The sequence below is a fragment of the Streptococcus sp. 1F3 genome (genome assembly GCF_054968985.1).
The window spans coordinates 1-21,141 of record NZ_JBUEQR010000052.1 but is presented as its reverse complement, the minus strand read 5'-3'; the positions used below and the strand labels follow the sequence as shown (position 1 = coordinate 21,141).

Below are 21,141 nucleotides of genomic sequence, written 5' to 3'. Positions count from 1 at the left end.
AAATTTCTATCTTTTTAACCATTCTTACTGCAAATTGTTCGCTTTTATGATAAAATAAGAGACGTCATTTGATATTTTGAGATGAAAGAAAGGAACTAACATGACAATCCAAGACGTCGAAAAAATCATTGTTCTGGACTATGGTAGCCAGTACAATCAGCTTATTTCACGCCGTATTCGTGAGATTGGGGTATTTTCAGAACTCAAGAGCCATAAGATTTCAGCCGCTGAAGTCCGTGATATCAACCCTATCGGAATTGTTCTCTCAGGTGGTCCTAACTCTGTTTATGAGGATGGATCCTTTGATATTGACCCAGAAATTTTTGAACTAGGTATTCCAATTTTAGGTATCTGCTATGGAATGCAGCTGATTACCCACAAGTTAGGTGGAAAAGTGGTGCCTGCCGGTGATGCGGGAAATCGTGAGTACGGGCAGTCCGAACTCTCCCACACTCCTTCTCCTCTCTTTGCAGGAACACCAGATGAGCAACTTGTACTGATGAGCCATGGAGATGCCGTAACAGAAATTCCTAGCAACTTTGTCCGTACAGGAACCTCAGCAGATTGTCCTTATGCAGCGATTGAAAATCCTGACAAGAAGATTTACGGTATCCAATTCCATCCAGAAGTTCGTCATTCTGTTTACGGAAATGATATTTTACGCAACTTTGCACTCCATATTTGTGGTGCCAAAGGCGATTGGTCAATGGATAACTTTATCGAGATGCAAATTGCAAAAATCCGTGAAACAGTTGGTGATAAAAAGGTTCTTCTCGGACTTTCTGGAGGGGTTGATTCCTCTGTTGTGGGTGTCCTGCTCCAAAAAGCAATCGGAGACCAACTCATCTGTATCTTCGTGGACCATGGTCTTCTTCGTAAAGGTGAAGCCGAACAAGTCATGGACATGTTGGGTGGAAAATTTGGCTTGAACATCGTCAAGGCAGATGCTGCCAAACGCTTCCTTGATAAATTGGCAGGGGTATCGGATCCTGAGCAAAAACGCAAAATTATCGGAAATGAATTTGTCTATGTTTTTGACGACGAAGCAAGCAAGTTGACTGGGGTCGAATTTCTTGCCCAAGGAACACTCTATACAGATGTTATCGAATCTGGGACCGATACCGCCCAAACCATTAAGTCACACCACAATGTAGGCGGACTACCAGAAGATATGCAGTTTAAGCTGATTGAACCGCTCAATACCCTCTATAAAGACGAAGTACGTGCTTTAGGGACCGAGCTTGGCATGCCTGATGAAATTGTCTGGCGCCAACCCTTCCCAGGACCAGGTCTTGCTATTCGTGTGATGGGAGAAATCACTGAGGAAAAATTAGAAACTGTTCGTGAATCTGATGCTATTCTTCGTGAAGAAATCGCTAAGGCAGGTCTTGATCGAGACATCTGGCAATACTTTACGGTTAATACCGGTGTCCGTTCTGTCGGTGTTATGGGAGATGGACGGACCTACGACTATACCATTGCCATTCGTGCCATTACTTCTATCGATGGTATGACTGCAGACTTTGCCAAAATCCCATGGGAAGTTCTCCAAAAAATCTCAGTCCGCATCGTCAACGAAGTTGACCACGTCAACCGTATCGTCTATGACATTACCAGCAAACCACCCGCAACTGTTGAGTGGGAGTAAACTAATCCAGTGGATTCGTTTAGCCCGAGCCTAGAAACAAAAAAGCGAGGATAATCCAGTGGATTCGTTTAGCCCGAGCCTAGAAACAAAAAAGCGAGGATAATCCAGTGGATTCGTTTAGTCCGAGCCTAGGATATATGTTATAGCTTACCCTCGGTATCAAAAAACGAGCAAAAAACGTCAACAAGCCCTTAACTTCTAAAAAGTTAAGGGCTTTGATATTCCAATAAAATAAGTATACATAGCATGTTGAGCCACATAAGTCCTGTCCTAAACCATAACCTTTAAAAACTCACTTCATTCGCTCCTTATTTTGTAGCTATCAACTGATTCCTAAACGTATAGAAGCTGGGCGAAATTGGAGCCTATCATAAAACGAGTTCCCGTAATCCTATGATGGATTCTGGGAACTCGTAAACGGGGGAGCGAAGTAATAAAATACAATATCTCTCACTTTATAAGTATTGAGAAGTAGGAGGTTAAGTAGCATTTAATCCACATTTGATACTCTATTATCCCTATATCATATTTTTGAATAGTGGAACGATTGGAATTACAAAAATATACTTACATGCTACTCTTTGGTCTTGTTGGGGACAAGGTCTAGCCAACTTTACCAAAATCAGACAGACTATTCTGCTCTTTCTTCTGACAGAAATTCTTTGACTAAGTCTGTTGCTTGCATCACAGCCTGATAACGAGATTGGTGGAGTTCTAACTCTTCCTTGTCCAATTCATTATACATTTCATTGGTTAAGAGAATCCTTTTCTTTAATTTTGGCGAATACATAATATAGCCAACCATTTCTAACTCTGTCAATTTTCCGATAATATCCGTCAATGTCTGGGGTTCGGTAGTGCTATATTCCATCTTCTCTCTCCTTTTCTGTTTCCAATATTCTTGCCAACATTCTTTTGAGCAAACTCTTTATTTGCCCATAGGCATTTAGCCCGATTTATGGTAAAATAAACCTACAAGCTTTGGATAACATTGTATACCAATTAGTATATTTATATTATACCAATCCGTATGTTGTTTGTCAACAAAAATATACGATTATGAATAAAAATGGAGTTGAAGATGGATAAGAGTAAAAATCCCTTTCCCAAGCGCTTAAAGGAGCTAAGAAAGAGCGCCAAGTTAACACAACAGGAATTATCAAATGAGCTCAATATCAAACAAGGAACCTATTCACGTTGGGAACGCGGTTTACTAGATCCAAGTCTTGAGCAGATTACAGACTTAGCTATCTTCTTTCATGTAAGTGTCGACTACCTAACAGGAAAACGCGACAAGGAATATCGCACACTCTCAGCCCTTGATCAGGAACCCATGTCTGTAGAAGAAAGCAGTAAGATTGCTGACTATGTTATTTCAAGTATCTTTACAGCTCTTTCTTCTGCTAAAGAGAGGGGGATTTCTGAAGCCACCATGGTTGCCCTGCTCTCTGAACTCGGATTTGCCCAAGATGCCCAGGAAAATCTGATTGCACAACTCTATGAAACAGGGGCTCTAAAGCAGGACGAATAAGAAAGGCTCTATAAACGCAGAGCTTTTTCTTATTCTAGTCAGTAATACTCTTTAAAAATCAACAGGATACTTGGTCAACTTGCCTTGGTGAATGCTCGTTCTACCTTCGGCTTCGATTATAAGGAAATGAGCGGTGCTACTCTCATTTCCAACCTTTCACAATTCAGAATTGTGAAAGCTAGTCTACTTTTGATTTTTATTGAGTATAACGCTATAGAATAGCCCTCTTTTTCCTCAAGCCTCCTCTTCTCTATGAACCATAAATCCTGTAGCTTGCTTGGTCGCCATAATCGTCATATCTGAAATCTGTACATGAGCAGGTTGATTGGCAACAAATAGGACACTCTCGGCAATATCTTCTGCCTGTAAAGCTTCAATGCCTTGGTAAACCTTTGCCGCCCTATTCTTATCTCCATGGAAACGTACCTGACTAAAATCGGTCTCAACAAGCCCTGGTTGAATCGTTGTCACCTTGATTTGTTTGTCAATCGTATCAATACGGATCCCGTCATCCAAGACCTTGACAGCTGATTTTGTCGCAGCATAAACTGCAGCTCCTGCATAGGCATAAATCCCTGCTGTAGATCCAATCGTAATAATATGCCCTTGATTTCTAGCGACCATAGTTGGCAACATCTGACGAGTCACATACAGGCACCCTTTTATGTTGGTGTCAATCATCGTCATCATATCATCTACATCATACTCATGAAATTTTTCAAGCCCCAGGGCTAGACCGGCATTATTGACCAAGATATCTACCTGAGGTAGATCGTCTAAAATCTGCTGGCAAACAGTTGCCACTTCTGCCGCCTGCATGACATCCATTTGATAAGAGAAAACATCAATACCATACCTTTTTGCTAAATCAGTTTGAATTTCTCGCAGTTTTTCTACTCTTCGTCCTGTAATAATCAAATGATCTTGATTTTTTGCAAATGCGTAGGCGATTGCTTTTCCTATACCACTTGTTGCTCCGGTAATCAGTACATATCGTGCCATGTTTACCTCCTTTTCTTTGGTATTATTATACCATTTTTTTGAGCAAAAGAAAAAGAGAAGGAAAGACAAACATAGCTTCCTTACTCTTTTTCTTTTAGTCAAATAGGCTCATCAAGCGGATCAAATAAACGTTGACGCGCACCTGCCTAGAATAATAGATATTCCCACCGTTCACATAGAGTTTACCACCATTTAAGAGAGCAATGGGATGGTAATAGGTATAGGTCTCTTCTGTGGTGTTCCCAAGACTAGGTGCTACGACTTCTTTCGAATAATTCGTCGCTAGCTCAATGGTATTTTTCCCTCCGTGCTGGGTAACATAATCAATATAGGCAGGACCATAATTATAGGCCTGAACAGCAGTCCAGACATCGACATTGGCTTTTTCAGCCAAGGAGAGATTTTGACTGAGATATTCTACCCCTTGGCGAATACTTTCTTTACTGTCTGTAATCGTATCAGCGTATCCTGATGCAGACTCACTCGACTGCATCACATCAGCTTGTTTCCCTTTCGTTTCCGTGTAAATCATCGCTAGCACCAATTCTTCATTAGCCTCGGTGTCATTTTCGTCCAAGATTTCTTGCACCATCGATTGATAAGTCATCACTTGCTTGATATCCTGGTGGATCTTGTAAAATTGATAAGCTAGAAAAACAAGGACGACAAGGGCAATCGTTCTTGTTACTTTTTTCATATTACTTACTCTTAATATCTTCTATATTCTTGATGAGAATGGAGTAGGTCCCGTCCTCATTCTGGATAAATTCAACAGATTCTGCATCTTCATAAATAGTGGTCGGTACAATCAATTCAATCCCATTTGAGAGAGATAACTTTTGATTTTCAAATTTTTTTAATTGTCGGCTACTATCAATCTCTTCGAAGCTGACCTTTTCTGGAATCACCTCTTTTAGCTCATCTACAAAACTGAGACGTGCCGTCAAATTATCATCAAATAATTGATTCGCCAATTTTTCAGGTGACAATTCATTGTCTTCTTCCAAATGATTGAAAATAGCTGATTTGACCTTTGATTGGAACTGAAAATCTGCCTGATTGAAATGTTCAGCAATTTTCTGAGCCGTTTGTTCAACTGCCTTGATTGATTTCTTAGCAGAGGTAGCTGGACTATCTTGTAAAACATTGTCTGAAAAATAATTCAAAAAAGCTCCATTGTACTTGATTCGTTTTTCAATCAAATGGTATTTATGGGTTTGTAAGTTGAGAATCAAGGCTTCATCAGGCGCTGCTCCTGCACTCGGAAGATTGTTCTGCGTGAGTTTCAAGGGACTGGCACTTTCTGAATGGACATGAACCAGATTTTCCCGCAGGGAAATCCGTAAAAAGGCAAATTGTTCCACGCCATTTTTTTCAAAGCGAATAAAGACTAAATCATTGGTTTTAAGATGTTCAGAAACAGAAAATTCTTCTTTCCAAAGGCGGGCAATAGCCACTGAACTGGATAGTAAATCATCTGACAGATGGTCAAGAAAGGGGCTTTCAGCTCCTAATTGCCCCGTTTTTGCCTCGTCCGAATAGGAACGTTCAATCTTTTTACGAAGATACTCTTCAATCTTCGGTGTAATGGTCAATAAAGTATCCGCTAGAACTAATTCTGTATCTTCAGGACTAAATTGATGAATAACAGCTTCTTTAATATAAATATCCATGAAGATTAAGCCTCATAGAGGGGGAAAGCATCTGTTAAAGCACGAACTTCCTGCCGCACTTCTTCAAGAACTGCTTCATTATCCGCATGTTCCAAGGCTTTTATCGTCAGTTCGGCAACCTTCCGGGCTTCAGCAGGACCAAATCCACGAGCTGTGATCGCCGCAGACCCAATGCGAATACCGCTGGTCTTAAATGGAGACAAGGTTTCAAATGGGATAGAGTTTTTATTCAAGGTAATGTGTACTTCATCTAAGAGGTTTTGAGCCACTTTTCCATTTTCAACTACCTGAGTGACATCTACAAGGAAGAGGTGATTGTCTGTGCCACCAGTAATGACACGGAATTTATCATGGGCTAGGAAGACATCCACCATTGCTTTACTATTTTCGATCACCTTTTGAGCATATTCTTTAAATGCAGGGTCCAACACTTCCTTAAAGGCAACGGCTTTAGCAGCAATCACATGCTCAAGTGGACCACCTTGGATACCAGGGAAAATCGCTGAATTGATTTTCTTTGCCAAGTCTTCATCGTTGGTCAAAATAAGACCACCCCGTGGTCCCCGAAGGGTTTTGTGGGTTGTTGTTGTCGTGATGTGAGCGTATGGGACTGGATTGGGGTGCAAGCCTGCGGCAACAAGTCCAGCGATATGCGCCATATCCACCATCAACTTAGCACCGACACTGTCCGCAATTTCCCGGAATTTTGCAAAATCAATGATCCGTGAATAGGCAGAAGCTCCTGCAACAATCAGCTTAGGCTCTACTTCTTTGGCTTGAGCTAAAAGGGCATCATAGTCTAGCAAGCCCGTTTCCTTATCGACATTATAAGCAACAAAGTTGTAAGTCTGACCAGAAAAGCTGACTGCTGCTCCATGGGTGAGGTGTCCTCCAGCTGCTAAATCCATTCCCATGACCGTGTCTCCCGGCTTAATCAAAGCCATGTAAGCCGCACAGTTGGCTTGGCTACCAGAATGCGGTTGGACATTGGCAAATTTAGCTCCAAAGATTTCTTTAGCCCGTTCAATCGCTAGGCTTTCCACGACATCTACACACTCGGTTCCTCCATAATAACGGCGACTTGGATAGCCTTCTGCGTATTTATTGGTCAAAATCGAACCTTGAGCTGCCATTACCGCTTTTGAAACGACATTTTCTGAAGCAATCAACTCAATATTGTGTTGCTGACGCTTTTCTTCTGCGAAAATAGCATCCCAAACTTCTTTATCATAAGCCTTGTAATCTTCTTTATCAAAAATCATGTATATTCTCCTTCAAACTTGAGTTCTGGTAGTCGGGCGAGAAGATCCTCGCGAGTAATAGCGCCTTGGCGTAAAATACGTGCTTTTTCCCCTGACAAGTCCAAAATCGTTGAATCTCGTCCGGTTAGGAAGTCATCGTCTTTTACCCCGATTACCTCTCCTTGGAAGTCCTGCATAATCTGGTCAAACAAGACACCACTTGTCCTCCCAGAGAGATTAGCAGATGGTCCAATTAGAGGGCCAAATGTTTGGATTAAGTCGAGCGTCACCGGGTGACTAGGGACACGAAAGCCAACGGTTTTCATGCCAGAATTAACCCAGTGCGGGACTTGTTCATTTGCTTGTAAAATAATGGTTAAGGGACCTGGCAAGAAGGTCTGAAAGAGCTTGTCTAGCCAAGCTGGTTGCTCCTTTGAAAAGGCGAGCATATCCTCTAAAGTTGCGACATTCAGATTCATTGCCTTATCGAGCGGGCGTTGCTTGAGTTCATAGATATATTGGACAGCTTTTTCATCTAAGGCTCGTCCAAATAAACCGTAAACAGTCTCCGTCGGTAGAACCACTCCCCCACCATTTTTTAACCGCTCTACAATCCTATCCATGATCAATCACCACCATTCTATCTTGTCCAAATTGATCTTTTAAGACACGGATACGCTTCTCTGAAAAGGCTGGAGTATTTTGAAAGAGTTCACGAACTCTTTCACCTTGCTTATAGCCAATTTCAAGATAGATTTTTCCTTTTTCAGCTAGAAATTCTGCTGCTCCTGCCGCAATTTGGCGATACAGGGCAAGCCCGTTTTCTGCTGCAAATAAGGCGATATGAGGTTCAGAGTAAAGGACATTTAAACCGACCTCAGCTTCATCTTCTCGAGCAATATAAGGAGGATTGGAAACAATGATGTCATATCTTCCTGTGACTTCCTGCCAGACATCTGATTGGATAAAGTGCACCTGAACCTGCTGGTCTTGCGCATTTTCCTTTGCAAGCGCAAGGGCATCTGCTGAAATATCTGAAGCCGTCACGCGCCAACTTGGCTTGCTATGGGCAAGGCTGATTGCAATCGCACCACTTCCTGTACCAAGGTCTAGGACCGAAAGATTCTCTGTAGGATTTTCAGCTTCGATCAACTGAACCAACTCCTCTGTCTCCGGACGGGGAATCAGTACACGCGGGTCTACCTTCAAGTCGAGACCATGAAATGTGACCTTGCCGACAATATATTGGGCTGGATAATGATGGGATAACTGTTGGAAGATAGCTGCTAACAAGGCTTGATCTTCTGCTGCCACTTCTTGGGTTAACAGCAACACAAATTCTGTCAGACTGACGTTTTTCAATTCCCGAAAGACATAGGTTAGGCTTTCAGGCTCTTCTCCCAGCTCCTCCAATCTGCTTTCGTAGTGTGAAAACAATTGCGCGTAGTTCATTATTTATTTAACTCTTCTAATTTCTGTGTTTGATCATAGAGCACCAAGGCATCGATGACTTCATCCATTTTTCCAGAGAGAATCGTATCTAGCTTTTGTAAGGTTAGGCCAATGCGGTGGTCCGTTACGCGGTTTTGAGGGAAATTATAGGTCCGAATCCGTTCTGAGCGATCTCCTGTACCAATGGTTGATTTACGCTCTGCATCTTGCTCATCTTGAGCAATTTGTGCAAAGTGATCCGCTACACGCGCTCGAATAACCTTCATTGCCTTGTCCCGATTCTTTTGCTGGGTTCGCTCTTCTTGCATCTCAACCTTGATATTGGTTGGCAGATGGACAATCCGTACAGCAGTTGCAACCTTATTGACGTTCTGACCACCTGCACCAGAAGCATGATAAATATCAACCCGCAAGTCTTTAGGGTCAATATCATATTCGACTTCCTCGATTTCTGGCATAATCAAAACCGTTGCCGTTGAGGTATGGACCCGCCCTTGGCTCTCCGTCACAGGCACACGTTGCACCCGATGAGCACCTGATTCATACTTCAATTTAGAATAAACGGATTGACCAGATACCATGGCAACGACCTCTTTGATACCACCAACACCATTGTAAGACGCTTCCATGACTTCAAAACGCCAGCCCTGACTTTCTGCAAATTTCTGATACATGGTCAGCAAATCTCCTGCAAAGAGGGCCGCCTCATCTCCACCAGCTGCTCCACGAATCTCTAAGATGATATTTTTGTCATCATTTGGATCCTTTGGTAGAAGCAAAATCTTCAATTTTTCTTCATACCTTTCCTTATCAGCCTTGGCTTCCTTAAGCTCTTCCTTTGCCATTTCTTCCAAGTCCGCATCACCAGAGGCGTCCTTAATCATTTCTTCTGCGTCTACAATCGTTTGAAGGACTTTTTTATACTCTCGATAAGCTGTCACCGTGTCACGGGTAGCTGCTTCTTCCTTTGATAGGTCCATAAAACGCTTGGTATCGCTGACCACATCTGGGTCGCTTAGCAATTCTCCAAGCTCTTCATAGCGGTCTTCTACCGCCTGTAATTGATCATAAATATTCATAATAAGATACAAAGCCCGTAAAGAAAACAAGAGAAAAATAGGAGACTAATGGCGAGTGCCACACGTACAGCAGTCTATCTTTTTTCCGCAACTTTTAGGGCGTGTTCCATTCCTTTCTAACATACCTTTTTCTAAACCAAACAAGATTGTCACTTATTCTTTCAAGTGATAGGAAAAGTATGATGCTCATTATCAGTCATAAAATCAGCTAAACATTCTCTACCAGTAACGGTAGTGAATCCCTCCTATCTTTCTGGTCTAAAATAGTGTCTACGGCACACAGGGACATAGGTCTCATTTCCCCCGATTTGAATCTGCTCCCCCTCATACACCGGTTCGCCATTCACCATCCGCAAGACCATGGTAGCCTTTTTTGAGCAATATTGACAGATGGTCTTAATTTCGTCCAATTTATCAGCTAGTAGCAGTAAGTGCTTAGAGCCTTCAAATAGCTCATTGCGAAAATCATTTTTTAGACCAAACGCCATGACTGGCACATGCAGTTCATCCACCACACGGGCAAAATCATAGACATGCTGCTTGGTTAAAAACTGGGCTTCATCAATCAGAACACAGTAGGGTTCTGACGCTAAATTCGCAATATAATCGTAGACATTCATCTCTTCTGTAATAGCAACTGCTTCTCGCTGCATGCCAATACGACTTGCAACAATTCCTACACCTGCACGTGTATCAAGGGCAGAGGTCATGATGACGACATTCTTGCCCTGCTCCTCATAATTGTGTGCCACCTTTAAAATTTCAATGGTCTTGCCAGAATTCATGGAGCCATATTTAAAATAAAATTGAGCCACTTTTTCTTTCCAATCTATCAAACTGATTTCATTCCATTCTACCATAAATTCAGAAAATGCGGTACTAGAGAAAAGGAAAAAAACGCTTCCGTTCGGCTATTTTATTTGCGATCAATGTGCTATACTAGTCCTAACAAAGAAAAAGGAGAATCTTATGCCGTTTGTACGAATTGATTTATTTGAAGGGCGTACCGAAGAACAAAAAATCCGACTTGCGCGTGAAGTGACCGAAGTCGTCTCTCGCACGACTAAAGCCCCCAAAGAAGCGATCCATGTTATCATTAATGATATGCCTGAAGGAAGCTACTTTCCTCATGGAGAGATAAAGCGAAAAGGGTAGATAAAAAATAGGAAAATAAAATACAATCATCCTTTTCCTATCTTTTAAAACCTTGCAAATCCTCATCGTAAAAAACACTCCTGTTAACGCTAGTACAAACTAGAACCAGGAGTGTTTTCTATAGGATTTTAGAGGGAAATGCCAAGCGTCTGTTTTTATAGTTTTTGCTAGGTATTACTTTATTCGTCCACGCTATTTTAAAACGAAGCTACCCTACTGTCTATTCCACTATGAATGATTCAATCCTTTCTTTGTCCATTAGAATCAGACGTGCGCCTCTTTCTAATGAACCATAGGTATTAAAGCCTGTCACACGCCCATAGTGGAGTTTGATTCCAAAATAATCAGCTGAAAAGTCATTGTCATGGTCGTGGCCACAATAGATTGCCTTGATGTTTGTATGAAGGTAGATGTGGCTAAAGAGACCCGTATTCAATCCCGAATGATTGACTTCTTCATCTTGATTTCCGATTGCCCATCCTAATTGCTTTGCCTGGCTATACTCCTGAATGGGAATATGGATAAACAACTGACTGACCCCTTCAAATCCCTTTTCATGTTCAACAAGCCACTCTATTTGATCATGCTGTATAAAATCATAGTCACCAAACTGGTGGACATCATAATCTCCCGAGTCCATAAAGTATAATCGATGAGCAATCCCACCTTCTTGAAACTCAAGATAGTAATTCAAACGACCATTGCTATTAAAGAATGATGTAGGCTGGCTAAAATGAGGCTGCTCCAATAGGATACCGTTTAGTACATTTCGATCAAAATCAGCCTCTGCATCATGATTGCCAAATGTTACTGCAAATGGAATCTGAAAGGCATCTATAAAAGACAGAACCTCCCTAAATGTACAAATACTTTTAGGAGCCAAACTCCAAATAACATCACCTGTAATTGCTATGAAATGGGGAGAATGCTCCTGAACCAGTCGAGTGATCAGCATTTTTGTTGCCTCATCTTTCTGATGAGACTCTTTATCGATTTCCCCGAAATGTAAGTCGGTTAATTGAAGAATTTTAAACATCTATTCTCCTTTATTCTTAAATTCCTTGGTTTGTAAGGAACTTCGCCGTTTGCATCATGACTAGATTTTCACCATGTCTTCTTCTTTGACATAGAGAATAATCTTATTTTCTGCATCAAGTTGCTGATACGAGCGATTTAGGCGATCTAAATAAATCATTTGATTGCCTATTTGGATATCATACCTCACAATTGACCCTAACATGGAACGATTCCTAATCTCCCCCTCAATTTGAAAGGCATTTTCCAGCGGTTCAGGGCTGAAAATCTCCGGTCGAATCGCTACAAAGGAGGCATCCTTTAACGGAGATTTAAAAATTTCATAAAAAGCCTCACTATTAAGCAAATTATAGCTACCAATGAACTTTGCGATAAACTCTGATTTAGGATGTTTATAGATGTCATTAGGCTCCCCTTCTTGAGCAATACAGCCGTCTTTTAAAATATAGATATAATCGCTTAAAGCCATTGCCTCTTCTTGGTCATGGGTGACCAAAATCATGGTGATGCCTAGTTCATACTGCAAGCGCCTTAGCAATTTTTGAATATTCTTTCTGATTTGGGCATCTAAGGCACTCAGTGGTTCATCTAATAGAAGAACTTTCGGCTTTGTCACCAAGGCCCGCGCTAGGGCTACCCGTTGCTGCTGACCTCCCGAAAGTTCCCTTGGGTAGGCTGTTTCTTTGCCCTCAAGTCCAACCAGCTGAATGATTTCTTTTACGGATTCATTCGCTATGTTTTTATCCACTTTTTTCATATCTAGTCCAAAACGAATATTATCTTGAACCGTCATATTGGGAAAGAGGGCATAATTTTGAAATACCATTCCGATTTTTCGTTCCTTTGGCGGTAATTGATCCACCCTTTTGCCATCGATCAGAATCGTACCGCCGTCAATCGTATGAAGACCGACAATGCTACGAAGTAAGGTACTTTTACCGCAACCACTTGGTCCCAGTAAGGTCGTTATGCTTCTTTCTTGAACCTTTAAATTCAAGGACTTTAAAACTTCCTTATCCTTAAATTTTTTGACTAATTGATTTACCTGTATATAACTCATTCAACTATTCCTCTTTAGGCCCAGACTTCATTTTCAAAACAGCTAAGGCAACAACTGCAAGTAAAATGAAATAACAGCCCACAATGGCGCTTGAAAAATGACCATTCTTCTTTATATTTTCCATCAAAAAGATTTGTACTGTTTTAAATTTCGATCCTAGTAGCATATTGATTACAACAAACTCACCAAATAGAACAGAAAAGCTTAATAAGGCAGAAACCTTGACGCCCTGCATAATACTCGGGAGAATGATGCTTTTAAATGCTATCATTTTACTAGCTCCCAGTACTTCAGCTGCTTCGTTTAATTGGATAACGTTTATATTTCTCAGACTATTTCGAATACCTTGATACATAAACGGCAAGACGCTTGTGAAATAGGCACCGACCACAACAAAAAGCATCGGAATAGGGCTATTTGAATAGGCTTTGAGCAATCCTACACTTAAAATAACCCCAGGCATTGCATAACTTCCGATGATGGACCATTTTATCACTCTCTCTAATTTTGGATAAAAAAGGACAATGCCGTAGATGGCAGGAACCATGATAAAAACTGCGATGCTTACAACGCCTCCAACTAACAGAATCGAATGGAGCATGGATTGAAGAAAATCAACATTAAAAAATAACGTACCATACCATTTAAGGGTCAGACTTTCTGGTAAGATACTATGGCTCCAATTGCTAGAGAGGGAATAGACGATAGTCGCAAGCAAGGGAATGATCAAGTACAGACAAGATAGGAGTAAACTAAGAGATTTGATGGATTTTTTCATTTCGCATTTCTCCTCACTTTAGTCGTTAACCACTCACCTGTCAACATATTGATGAATAAAATGAAGGCCAGAACAATCGATAAGGTTGAAGCAATTTCAGGTCTCGCAATAACATCTCCAGATACGGTTGTCCCAATACGGACAGATAAGATATTATAGGTGCTACCTGTTAAAGCATATACTGAAGCATAGGCTCCCATTGCATTTGCAAACATAATGGTAAACACACCAACTAAGCTAGGGAACATAATGGGTAAACCTATGTACCTCCAATACTGAAAGTCACTAGCCCCTAAAATCGCTGCCGCTGCTTTCCAATGCTGATCTAAATGATCAAATGCAGGATACAATAGCATAATGCCTAAGGGCAGTTGAAAATAGATATAAATCAGTGACAAGCCATCCCGACTATATAAATTGAAATGCTCAAATAAGTGCCAACCAAGTAACTCATCTAATAAGATAAGAACACCTGTATTTCCGAGTAAAATAATAAAAGCAAAAGCGAGAGGAATCCCTGCAAAGTTGCTGGTTAGATTTGCCATCACTAATAGATTTTTCTGAAACTTTTTTGACTTTAATTTGATAACATTGACTGAAACAGCAGCTAAAATAAGTGCAAACAAACTAGATACCACTGAAATGATAATCGAATTTAAAAAGGAAGTTACATAGATTGATTTTGAAAAAATTTCCATATAATTTCCTAAGCTAAAGGTATCTTGTGCATTGGTTTGAAAGCTATTCAGCAACATGATGAAAAACGGATACACTAAAAATGTAGCTATAAAAAGAAATAAGATACTAATTGTGACAATAAATAGTGACTTTTCTTTCACAATCTCCCTCCTGACAAACCGCCAAGTGCTATACGCCATCCAAACACTCTTATTGTATCAATGGAGAAATTTCTTCCTGCCATTTTTGGGGTAATTCTTTTAAGGTTTCATTCCAAGCCTCAGCATCTTTTACAGGAGTTGCATTTTTATACATCACATCCGGCAAGAGTTTATCTTTTGCTTCTTCTGAAATCTTTGCATTCGCTCGAATCGGTCTTGCATAGCCTTTTGCCAAGTTATCCTGTCCCTCATCAGATAGAATAAACTCACGAGTTAAAGCTGCAGCGTGCGGATTCTTAGCATGTTTATTGATAATCGTTGCATATCCACTGATGACTGATCTATCCTCTGGTATCGTGACATCAAATCTACTCCTATCAATTTGATCCCGATAATTTAAGGCATTAAAATCCCATATCAGTACGACCTCATGCTCTCCCTTTTCAATGGTAGCAAGATCTGGAGAGGTGGTGACTAAACGTCCTTCCTCTGCCAATTTTTTAAAAAAGTCAATCCCCGGCTGTAGGTTCTTTTCATCTCCACCAAAGGCATAACTTGCTGCTAAAACAGCAAACTGAGCCTGATTGGCTTTTTCAACATCACCGATGGTGACCTTAAAATCACCATTCTTGATATCTTTCCAAGATTTCGGAGCCTCCTTGACCGTTTTCCTATCGCTCATGAATGCCATGGTCCCAGTATAGCCAATCACCCACTTGCCATCTTTATCCCTTGCCCATTCAGGAATATCATCAAAATACGAGGTTTTATAGCCTAGAACCAAATCTCTCTCAACAGCCAAGGAACCAAAGGCTATCCCTACATCTCCGATATCCCCAGAAGCATTTTTCTTCTCATTTTCAAATTTGGCTAACTCCTCTGCCGAAGACATATCTGTATCACTATGTTCTATCTGATACTGCTCCTTTATATCTGCCCATGTTTCTTTCCAATTCGCCCAACTATCCGGCATTCCTAATGAATTTACTTCCCCTTCTTCTTTGGCTTTTACTACGAGCTCTTCAAGGGAAAGATGATTTAAATCCTCTACACTTTTTTCTACAGATCCTTGATTGCTACAGCCAGCTAATGCCAAGGTGGCAAGTGTAATGAAAAACGTTCTTTTTAACATTTTATCCCCTCTTTTTCATAAACGATTTAATGGTAGCAGGCTTGGTTTATTTGAACGCTATCCCTCAAATAAACCATTTGTGAATTTGCCCACTTTCAGTCTAACAATAAATTATCAATTCTATATAAAGGGGTAGTAATTCTTTTGTTAAACTTATACTCTTTAAAAATCAAAAGGATACTTCGTCACCTTGCCTTGGTGAACGCCAGTTCTACCTTCGGCTTCGATTATATTATAAGGAAATGAGCGGTGCTACTCTCATTTCCAAGCTTTCACAATTCTTAATTATGAAAGCTAGTCTACTTTTGATGTTTATTGAGTATCAAAATAATCTAGCCTCCTCTCCCACCTCAGAGAAATTAACATAAAAGGATAACATTTATGTATCTTCGATATCAAACCACCCAATAAGTAGACAGAGAAAAAAAGTTCCAAAATCTGGAACTTCTAGATAGTGATTTGGTTCTAAAATCAGCATCTTACGGAATATGTTCTACATAATAAAAAAACTTATTTCTCAGAAAGGAATAAAACTATCTGTAACTATTTCAGTAAATCTGATTCTTCTATCTTCAAATTACCCAAATGTTCAAAAGAATAGCGCCGACTTCCTTTTTCAAACCAAGGTTGTAATAATATCTCATGGAAGACTAACTCCGATTTATTTTTAAGCCATATTTTATCAAATCCATTTGCTGAAAGAATGTGAAAAAACTCTTTTGACATATCTATCTTGTTCTCTCCATCTTCAGTCAAGATATATATATACTGTTTTATTTTTCTCCTTTCCTCATAAACATTCTCAATAAATAGGATTTGATTATCCTTTAACGACAGTTGATAGGAGAGCACAAATTGTTTTAGATTATCTACGTAGATGCTAACATGTTCATTCGGCTGTAAATTATTCAACGCATAGCCTAAAAAAGTAAAACTACCATCATCTCGTAAATCATAAGATGTATCGCTATTTACCACTTGGCTATAACGAGGTAAGTCAATGATTTTAAAGCGAGTGACTTCCGAATAAATCATCTCATCTATCGGGTTCTTTAAGCTAGTATACGTAACCATATACCAACCTACTACAACAATCACAGGAATAGATAAAATTCCTATTAGTATCTTCAGGGTTTTCAAATCTACCTCCTAGGCTGTGATGTAAGGGATACGAAAAATTTTTCAATCAACTAAATAAACATTGAAAGACTTCTTCCTCCCTCCAACGACATATTTTTCAACATCGCCATCCCACCACTCAACAGTATCTTTTAGAATATCTAATAAAATCTGTCTACTTACTTCATCACACAACAATAATTCATCCGTATTTTCAATAAATAGGTATACTTTTTCATAGCAAATACAATAGTCCCGTTGTAAGCGATCTCGTAGGGCATCCCAATTTTCGTAAATTAAATCAGGAATATCAAAAAGTGACCTCAGAATATTAAATGCATCTAATTTAGTTTGTAGCCTTCTTCCATCGATGAGAAAAATATATTTCACAGGAAGCCGTTGCATCAATACTTTTTTTTCCTGTTCTGTTATTTGACAAAATATGTTCATCTTATTCCACCTTTACAAATCCTTGGTAATGTCTATCACTATAATATACACTCCCATCACTCCCATAGACGAATCTCTCCGCATCACGATCTAAGCCAGCAATTTTTGAATTCACATCGTATTCTTTATGGGTAGAGGCATTCGACTGATAACGAGAACTTGTGCCACTCGTGCTATCCCAGCTGGCAACTCCTCCCCCTCCAAAGCTGACAGGTTTAGGAGATACCCCTGTATCTTTTGCCTTAGTGGCTTTCGGGTCGCAGACATGGCGAATGGTTTCCTCTAAGGATTTTGTCCAATTGCGTTCAATATTCTGAGCTTCTCGGGTGACGGATTGTCCTGTCGCCTTGACTTGTTCCCAAGCATTGTTCATCCCTTGAGTAGCTTGGCGTCATTTTAACTTTTGGCAAATCCTGTCAAAATATTAATTTTTAATACAATTCGTCCATCCAAAATGGAACATATGCCACTCGTTCAAAACTTATCGCTTTATATTTTTTTAAACCAAATTCTACGAAAAAATAATCAAACAAGTTCTCACCATAGCAAATGATATCGATATCATGGATAGATAAGATAGGTGCAGCAATTTCCATAATCGGTAAGTATCGGTGCCCATAAATAGGGATTAAACGAGGTGCCTTTTCCAAAAGGGTTCTAATTTTCATTCGCTTATCTTGCGAACTTCGTGGCTCTACCCCCAAAATATCATTCCATTCAATCTCCTCATAACAAGCCACTATATCCTCATAAGGTTTTAAAAAAATTTCTTTTATAAATTGAACATTTTCAACACCTTTGTCCCGCCAGTTATAAAATCCTTCTCCTATAGGAAGTATTTGACTATAAAAATCTATCCAATCTTTTGAAAACTTAACCTGATATAGCTCTTCCAACTCCTTAATTTCATTTTGTGTTAACCCATCTTCTATGCAAATATTCTGCTTTCGAAAGATAGATATTAGGTCTTGTAGCTCACTCATAGTATTCCCTGCCTCACTCTGATAAATGATTTATATGATTATCTGTATACCAGACAGAACCATCATCTCCGATAATAATTCTTTCTGCTCCACGGGTTTTCCCTTTAACAGTAGGATAGATATCATACTCTCTTACAAATAAAGTAAATAGAGAGCAATTTTTTCAATCAACTAAATAAACACTGAAAGACTTCTTCTTCCCTCCAACGACATATTTTACAACATCGCCATTCCACCACTCAATAGTATCCGAGAAGATTGTCAGTAAAATTTGTCTTAGGTTCAAATTATCATGAAAAATCAATTGCTGATTAGTCAAAAACACATAGGTAACATCATTATTTATCCAATAAGAATCACTAAGAGCATCCCTTAAACCTGCCCAATTTGTTACTTTCCTCGTAATTTGAAAAGATTTACATATATAATTTATCGCATGAATCTTTTCTTGTAGTAATTTACCATCTAGAGTGATTATACAAACTTCATTCGGAACACTATGAATAATTTCCGTTCTTTCAAGCATACTCATTGTCTTTAAAATACTCATATTACTCCACCTTTATAAAACTATCGTAATGATTCCATGTATAATAAATACTACCCTCACTATCTCTAACTAGTCTTTGGCTATCGCGCCCCATTGTAGGCAAAGGGGGGGTCTCGTCCGTGCTAGACTTGCTTGCTCCGTAGAGTTGGTACTGGCTGGACGCAACTGCTACTCCGTCCTTGGTCAAGCCTGTGACGGTTCCTGCCTGATTGGTCAGGTAGTGATACTGGTCACTCGTCTCATGGTTGAGATAAGAGCTTCTGCCCTGTCCATAGGTATGGTTTTAAGTCTCGGTCATAGGTCTGGAGTACCTCGGTATGCTTGCGATTGACGTCATTAACTTAGTTACGCTCTTCGTAGTAGTTAAAGCGATCCTCTCGTGTGGTGTAAGGAATGAGAACCTCTTTGACCTCGCTCGCATAGGTCACTTGACCCTCACCCGGCAGATCTCCAAGATCTGGTGGATTGACCACTAGCCCCTCCTTGGTCGCCCGGTCTTTCGCTACTTTCTGGTGGTAGGCAGTCGACACATCGTCAAAGAGCTCATGCCAGATAGTCCCCACCGTCTGCGGTAGGGTAGACAATGCCTGTAAGACATTCTGGCTAAAGCCATACCAGAAGAGGCTCGGCTCCTCACCAGCTGGTGCTGTATAGGGCGATTTCTTCTTGTCCTCACGCTTGAAGAGCTGATAGGTATGTTTACCTTTCTTACGGCTAGCAGTAAAGACCCGATTGTCATCCCCGTCATAGAGGGCTGCCATCAGAAGCCCCTCCTTGTCCTTGACCGCAAGGAGGCGGTTTTCGGTGTCGTAGATGTAGTCTAGCTTGTCATCATTCTTCTTTGATGAGATGCGGTTGCCGTTCTTATCATAGGTATAGGTGGTCGTTCCGTCCTTGGTCTCTAGCTTAATCAGGCGATTGTTATCATCATAGGTGAAGCGGGTCTCTTCTTCCTTGCCCTCTACTTCTTCTGTGCTGGTCAGCTTGTTTCCTGCTAGGTCATAGGTGTAGGTGAGTTTCGATAATTCCTTGCCTGCCTTGTCGGATACTGTCATGGTCTCTACTTGACCGAGATAATCAGTATATTACGAAATATGTTCTATATAATAAAAAATTTATTTATCTTTCTGTATTTTTATTTTACTTTTACGAATAAAGTAAGTAGAACAGTTTTATTCCTTATCTTGCTTTTATATGACAACTTTTAAAAGCATAGTGGTGATGTGGAAAACACCTATGGAGTATAGCTCCATAGGTGGGCGGGGAGCTAGGAAAGAGAGGACGGAAAACGAAGAAATAATTTCGAGCGTTTTCATAGTCCTCGATAACTAGCTCAATCGCCAACAGCACCACGGAAGTACAATTACACTACCTCCTTCTCTATTAGTTGTTACTAATTCAGTTTTTCCAAGATGAATAGCAGAATTAATCGTATTCCCTATAAATCTCTCAAGCTTGTGATAAAGTTTCTTAGCATCATTCCACAGATTATTTCCGATTCTTATCAAATTGCTCGGAAATATCTAATAGTTGTTCTTCCAGTTCCTCAAAATCAAGTGCTAAATTATGAATACTTACTATCACTTTAGATAAAATTTCCCTATTAACAGAATCATTCTCCCCCTCCAATACATTATTCATATCAGATATGGCTTGTGATAGCCAATCAATGTGTTTAGGTATAAAGACTTTAGTCGAAGCTTCAACATCTTGAATACACTCCTTAGAGAACTCTTCTTTCTCATTTAACATAATAATTAGTTTATCTATTTGATGTAACATTTCCTCAAAGCTCATTTTAACCTCCTAACCTGTTTCAATGCTTGTTCAGTTTTTGAAATATTCACAGAACCATCTAAATTTAAAACATTTCTTATTTTTCCATTTTTAGTAAACACTTCCAAATGGTCTTTATGTAATCCATCTAAGTATAACTGATCTCCTTTTTTCAAGTCACCAATATTTTCTGTCACTTTATAAACAGTCTGACCATCATACCTCTTTTTAGTTTTCTGCAAACTATCACCTATTTCCCTACCAAAATCTGAATCAAGAAATTCATTCATATTGCCAACTGATTTCGAGGTTCTACTACTTCCTTTCCCCGTTCCTTGTGCAACTTCATCTCCATTCTTGGCAAAGGCTTGAACAAAGTTGTCAAATCCTTTCTTGGCATTCTGCCCCATTTCTCGTAGGGTACTTCCTCCCCTATTCATGGCAGAACCACCTGCTGTTGCCAGTTGCGGAGAGAATGAAAGAGGGGTATCTAGGAGCTTGTTAAATCCAGATTTGAGATAGGCTTTACTAGAATCAATTGCTTTATTCGCCTTAGATACTGCCCTAGAACCCTTGACAACATCTACCGTTTTATTGATTCGTGATACAACCTTACTTCCTTTCACAATATCAACTAG

27 protein-coding genes are annotated in these 21,141 nt (G+C 39.9%); 4 read left to right on the top strand and 23 right to left on the bottom strand.

Translation table 11 applies throughout. The features are described from left to right. Positions 1-100 precede the first annotated feature (100 nt). Entirely contained in the window at positions 101-1,648 is a 1,548-nt protein-coding gene (gene guaA, locus ACVPON_RS04960) for a glutamine-hydrolyzing GMP synthase (protein WP_462876745.1), read from the top strand. A 631-nt stretch (positions 1,649-2,279) separates the two neighbouring features. Here the strand turns inward: guaA and ACVPON_RS04955 are convergent. Further along, a complete protein-coding gene (locus ACVPON_RS04955) occupies positions 2,280-2,519 on the bottom strand; it encodes a hypothetical protein (protein ID WP_462876743.1) in 240 nt (79 codons plus the stop codon). Between the two features lie 210 nt (positions 2,520-2,729). Here ACVPON_RS04955 and ACVPON_RS04950 point away from each other — a divergent pair, with 210 nt between their 5' ends. Then, entirely contained in the window at positions 2,730-3,179 is a 450-nt protein-coding gene (locus tag ACVPON_RS04950; protein WP_462876741.1) for a helix-turn-helix domain-containing protein, read from the top strand. A gap of 234 nt (positions 3,180-3,413) precedes the next feature. Here ACVPON_RS04950 and ACVPON_RS04945 read toward each other — a convergent pair whose 3' ends face one another. From ACVPON_RS04945 to ACVPON_RS04910, 8 genes are all read right to left on the bottom strand, one after another. Then, positions 3,414-4,181: an SDR family NAD(P)-dependent oxidoreductase gene (locus ACVPON_RS04945; RefSeq protein ID WP_462876739.1), complete on the bottom strand. Its 768-nt coding sequence runs from the start codon at positions 4,179-4,181 to the stop codon at positions 3,414-3,416. A 94-nt stretch (positions 4,182-4,275) separates the two neighbouring features. Continuing rightward, positions 4,276-4,878 carry a lysozyme family protein gene (locus ACVPON_RS04940; protein ID WP_462876737.1) on the bottom strand — a complete coding sequence of 201 codons (603 nt, stop codon included), beginning with the start codon at positions 4,876-4,878 and terminating at the stop codon, positions 4,276-4,278. 1 nt (position 4,879) lies between these two features. Continuing rightward, positions 4,880-5,854, bottom strand: coding sequence for a nucleoid-associated protein (locus ACVPON_RS04935; RefSeq protein ID WP_462876735.1), 975 nt, complete (start codon positions 5,852-5,854; stop codon positions 4,880-4,882). A 5-nt stretch (positions 5,855-5,859) separates the two neighbouring features. After that, positions 5,860-7,116 carry a serine hydroxymethyltransferase gene (glyA, locus tag ACVPON_RS04930; protein ID WP_462876733.1) on the bottom strand — a complete coding sequence of 419 codons (1,257 nt, stop codon included), beginning with the start codon at positions 7,114-7,116 and terminating at the stop codon, positions 5,860-5,862. Next, complete coding sequence (locus tag ACVPON_RS04925; protein ID WP_462876731.1) at positions 7,113-7,718, bottom strand: L-threonylcarbamoyladenylate synthase; 606 nt, start codon at positions 7,716-7,718, stop codon at positions 7,113-7,115. Before ACVPON_RS04925 ends, glyA begins: the two co-directional genes overlap by 4 nt. Next, positions 7,711-8,547, bottom strand: coding sequence for a peptide chain release factor N(5)-glutamine methyltransferase (gene prmC, locus ACVPON_RS04920; protein WP_462876729.1), 837 nt, complete (start codon positions 8,545-8,547; stop codon positions 7,711-7,713). Before prmC ends, ACVPON_RS04925 begins: the two co-directional genes overlap by 8 nt. Next, positions 8,547-9,626 carry a peptide chain release factor 1 gene (gene prfA, locus ACVPON_RS04915; RefSeq protein WP_462876727.1) on the bottom strand — a complete coding sequence of 360 codons (1,080 nt, stop codon included), beginning with the start codon at positions 9,624-9,626 and terminating at the stop codon, positions 8,547-8,549. The genes prmC and prfA overlap by 1 nt, the downstream gene beginning before the upstream one ends. 245 nt (positions 9,627-9,871) lie before the next feature. Further along, the gene (locus tag ACVPON_RS04910) at positions 9,872-10,441 is read right to left on the bottom strand and encodes a thymidine kinase (RefSeq protein ID WP_462876812.1); all 570 of its coding nucleotides are present in this window, start codon (positions 10,439-10,441) and stop codon (positions 9,872-9,874) included. Positions 10,442-10,595: 154 nt separating this feature from the next. Between ACVPON_RS04910 and ACVPON_RS04905 the strand changes: the two genes are divergently transcribed. Beyond that, positions 10,596-10,781 (top strand): 4-oxalocrotonate tautomerase, encoded by a 186-nt coding sequence (locus ACVPON_RS04905; RefSeq protein ID WP_462876726.1) that lies wholly within the window; start codon positions 10,596-10,598, stop codon positions 10,779-10,781. Between the two features lie 220 nt (positions 10,782-11,001). Here ACVPON_RS04905 and ACVPON_RS04900 read toward each other — a convergent pair whose 3' ends face one another. The 11 genes from ACVPON_RS04900 to ACVPON_RS04850 form a co-directional block, all read right to left on the bottom strand. Beyond that, positions 11,002-11,817 (bottom strand): metallophosphoesterase family protein, encoded by an 816-nt coding sequence (locus tag ACVPON_RS04900; RefSeq protein WP_462876724.1) that lies wholly within the window; start codon positions 11,815-11,817, stop codon positions 11,002-11,004. 60 nt (positions 11,818-11,877) lie between these two features. Continuing rightward, complete coding sequence (locus ACVPON_RS04895) at positions 11,878-12,876, bottom strand: ABC transporter ATP-binding protein (protein WP_462876722.1); 999 nt, start codon at positions 12,874-12,876, stop codon at positions 11,878-11,880. Positions 12,877-12,880: 4 nt separating this feature from the next. Next, positions 12,881-13,654 carry an ABC transporter permease gene (locus tag ACVPON_RS04890; RefSeq protein ID WP_462876720.1) on the bottom strand — a complete coding sequence of 258 codons (774 nt, stop codon included), beginning with the start codon at positions 13,652-13,654 and terminating at the stop codon, positions 12,881-12,883. Continuing rightward, positions 13,651-14,493 carry an ABC transporter permease gene (locus tag ACVPON_RS04885; protein ID WP_462876718.1) on the bottom strand — a complete coding sequence of 281 codons (843 nt, stop codon included), beginning with the start codon at positions 14,491-14,493 and terminating at the stop codon, positions 13,651-13,653. Before ACVPON_RS04885 ends, ACVPON_RS04890 begins: the two co-directional genes overlap by 4 nt. A gap of 49 nt (positions 14,494-14,542) precedes the next feature. Continuing rightward, positions 14,543-15,625 (bottom strand): ABC transporter substrate-binding protein, encoded by a 1,083-nt coding sequence (locus ACVPON_RS04880; RefSeq protein WP_462876716.1) that lies wholly within the window; start codon positions 15,623-15,625, stop codon positions 14,543-14,545. Between the two features lie 543 nt (positions 15,626-16,168). Further along, positions 16,169-16,765, bottom strand: coding sequence for a TipC family immunity protein (locus ACVPON_RS04875; RefSeq protein WP_462876714.1), 597 nt, complete (start codon positions 16,763-16,765; stop codon positions 16,169-16,171). Between the two features lie 42 nt (positions 16,766-16,807). Next, positions 16,808-17,194 (bottom strand): barstar family protein, encoded by a 387-nt coding sequence (locus ACVPON_RS04870; RefSeq protein ID WP_462876712.1) that lies wholly within the window; start codon positions 17,192-17,194, stop codon positions 16,808-16,810. A 1-nt stretch (position 17,195) separates the two neighbouring features. Beyond that, complete coding sequence (locus ACVPON_RS04865) at positions 17,196-17,567, bottom strand: ribonuclease domain-containing protein (RefSeq protein ID WP_462876710.1); 372 nt, start codon at positions 17,565-17,567, stop codon at positions 17,196-17,198. Positions 17,568-17,625: 58 nt separating this feature from the next. Beyond that, positions 17,626-18,177 carry a hypothetical protein gene (locus ACVPON_RS04860; protein ID WP_462876708.1) on the bottom strand — a complete coding sequence of 184 codons (552 nt, stop codon included), beginning with the start codon at positions 18,175-18,177 and terminating at the stop codon, positions 17,626-17,628. Between the two features lie 13 nt (positions 18,178-18,190). After that, the gene (locus ACVPON_RS04855; protein ID WP_462876810.1) at positions 18,191-18,298 is read right to left on the bottom strand and encodes a hypothetical protein; all 108 of its coding nucleotides are present in this window, start codon (positions 18,296-18,298) and stop codon (positions 18,191-18,193) included. 42 nt (positions 18,299-18,340) lie between these two features. Then, the gene (locus tag ACVPON_RS04850; RefSeq protein ID WP_462876706.1) at positions 18,341-18,727 is read right to left on the bottom strand and encodes a barstar family protein; all 387 of its coding nucleotides are present in this window, start codon (positions 18,725-18,727) and stop codon (positions 18,341-18,343) included. Between the two features lie 145 nt (positions 18,728-18,872). Between ACVPON_RS04850 and ACVPON_RS04845 the strand changes: the two genes are divergently transcribed. Beyond that, positions 18,873-19,058, top strand: a complete 186-nt coding sequence (locus ACVPON_RS04845) for a hypothetical protein (RefSeq protein ID WP_462876704.1) — start codon at positions 18,873-18,875, stop codon at positions 19,056-19,058. Positions 19,059-19,068: 10 nt separating this feature from the next. Here ACVPON_RS04845 and ACVPON_RS04840 read toward each other — a convergent pair whose 3' ends face one another. The 3 genes from ACVPON_RS04840 to ACVPON_RS04830 all read right to left on the bottom strand — a co-directional run. Next, positions 19,069-19,782: an RHS repeat domain-containing protein gene (locus ACVPON_RS04840; protein ID WP_462876702.1), complete on the bottom strand. Its 714-nt coding sequence runs from the start codon at positions 19,780-19,782 to the stop codon at positions 19,069-19,071. A 433-nt stretch (positions 19,783-20,215) separates the two neighbouring features. Then, positions 20,216-20,524: a hypothetical protein gene (locus ACVPON_RS04835; protein WP_462876701.1), complete on the bottom strand. Its 309-nt coding sequence runs from the start codon at positions 20,522-20,524 to the stop codon at positions 20,216-20,218. Continuing rightward, positions 20,521-21,141 (bottom strand): hypothetical protein (locus ACVPON_RS04830; RefSeq protein ID WP_462876699.1); only part of this gene is annotated, 621 nt, incomplete at its 5' end. The genes ACVPON_RS04835 and ACVPON_RS04830, both read right to left, overlap by 4 nt.

What these genes read in the sequence shown, in the direction of transcription:
- ACVPON_RS04860 (WP_462876708.1), bottom strand. Translation starts at nt 18,177, where the DNA reads ATGAGTGAGCTACAAGACCTAATATCTATCTTTCGAAAGCAGAATATT.
- ACVPON_RS04945 (WP_462876739.1), bottom strand. Translation starts at nt 4,181, where the DNA reads ATGGCACGATATGTACTGATTACCGGAGCAACAAGTGGTATAGGAAAA.
- glyA (WP_462876733.1), bottom strand. Translation starts at nt 7,116, where the DNA reads ATGATTTTTGATAAAGAAGATTACAAGGCTTATGATAAAGAAGTTTGG.
- ACVPON_RS04895 (WP_462876722.1), bottom strand. Translation starts at nt 12,876, where the DNA reads ATGAGTTATATACAGGTAAATCAATTAGTCAAAAAATTTAAGGATAAG.
- prfA (WP_462876727.1), bottom strand. Translation starts at nt 9,626, where the DNA reads ATGAATATTTATGATCAATTACAGGCGGTAGAAGACCGCTATGAAGAG.
- ACVPON_RS04850 (WP_462876706.1), bottom strand. Translation starts at nt 18,727, where the DNA reads ATGAGTATTTTAAAGACAATGAGTATGCTTGAAAGAACGGAAATTATT.
- ACVPON_RS04935 (WP_462876735.1), bottom strand. Translation starts at nt 5,854, where the DNA reads ATGGATATTTATATTAAAGAAGCTGTTATTCATCAATTTAGTCCTGAA.
- ACVPON_RS04950 (WP_462876741.1), top strand. Translation starts at nt 2,730, where the DNA reads ATGGATAAGAGTAAAAATCCCTTTCCCAAGCGCTTAAAGGAGCTAAGA.
- ACVPON_RS04835 (WP_462876701.1), bottom strand. Translation starts at nt 20,524, where the DNA reads ATGAGCTTTGAGGAAATGTTACATCAAATAGATAAACTAATTATTATG.
- ACVPON_RS04870 (WP_462876712.1), bottom strand. Translation starts at nt 17,194, where the DNA reads ATGAACATATTTTGTCAAATAACAGAACAGGAAAAAAAAGTATTGATG.
- ACVPON_RS04905 (WP_462876726.1), top strand. Translation starts at nt 10,596, where the DNA reads ATGCCGTTTGTACGAATTGATTTATTTGAAGGGCGTACCGAAGAACAA.
- ACVPON_RS04840 (WP_462876702.1), bottom strand. Translation starts at nt 19,782, where the DNA reads ATGACAGTATCCGACAAGGCAGGCAAGGAATTATCGAAACTCACCTAC.
- prmC (WP_462876729.1), bottom strand. Translation starts at nt 8,547, where the DNA reads ATGAACTACGCGCAATTGTTTTCACACTACGAAAGCAGATTGGAGGAG.
- ACVPON_RS04940 (WP_462876737.1), bottom strand. Translation starts at nt 4,878, where the DNA reads ATGAAAAAAGTAACAAGAACGATTGCCCTTGTCGTCCTTGTTTTTCTA.
- ACVPON_RS04955 (WP_462876743.1), bottom strand. Translation starts at nt 2,519, where the DNA reads ATGGAATATAGCACTACCGAACCCCAGACATTGACGGATATTATCGGA.
- guaA (WP_462876745.1), top strand. Translation starts at nt 101, where the DNA reads ATGACAATCCAAGACGTCGAAAAAATCATTGTTCTGGACTATGGTAGC.
- ACVPON_RS04900 (WP_462876724.1), bottom strand. Translation starts at nt 11,817, where the DNA reads ATGTTTAAAATTCTTCAATTAACCGACTTACATTTCGGGGAAATCGAT.
- ACVPON_RS04890 (WP_462876720.1), bottom strand. Translation starts at nt 13,654, where the DNA reads ATGAAAAAATCCATCAAATCTCTTAGTTTACTCCTATCTTGTCTGTAC.
- ACVPON_RS04865 (WP_462876710.1), bottom strand. Translation starts at nt 17,567, where the DNA reads ATGAACAATGCTTGGGAACAAGTCAAGGCGACAGGACAATCCGTCACC.
- ACVPON_RS04880 (WP_462876716.1), bottom strand. Translation starts at nt 15,625, where the DNA reads ATGTTAAAAAGAACGTTTTTCATTACACTTGCCACCTTGGCATTAGCT.
- ACVPON_RS04925 (WP_462876731.1), bottom strand. Translation starts at nt 7,718, where the DNA reads ATGGATAGGATTGTAGAGCGGTTAAAAAATGGTGGGGGAGTGGTTCTA.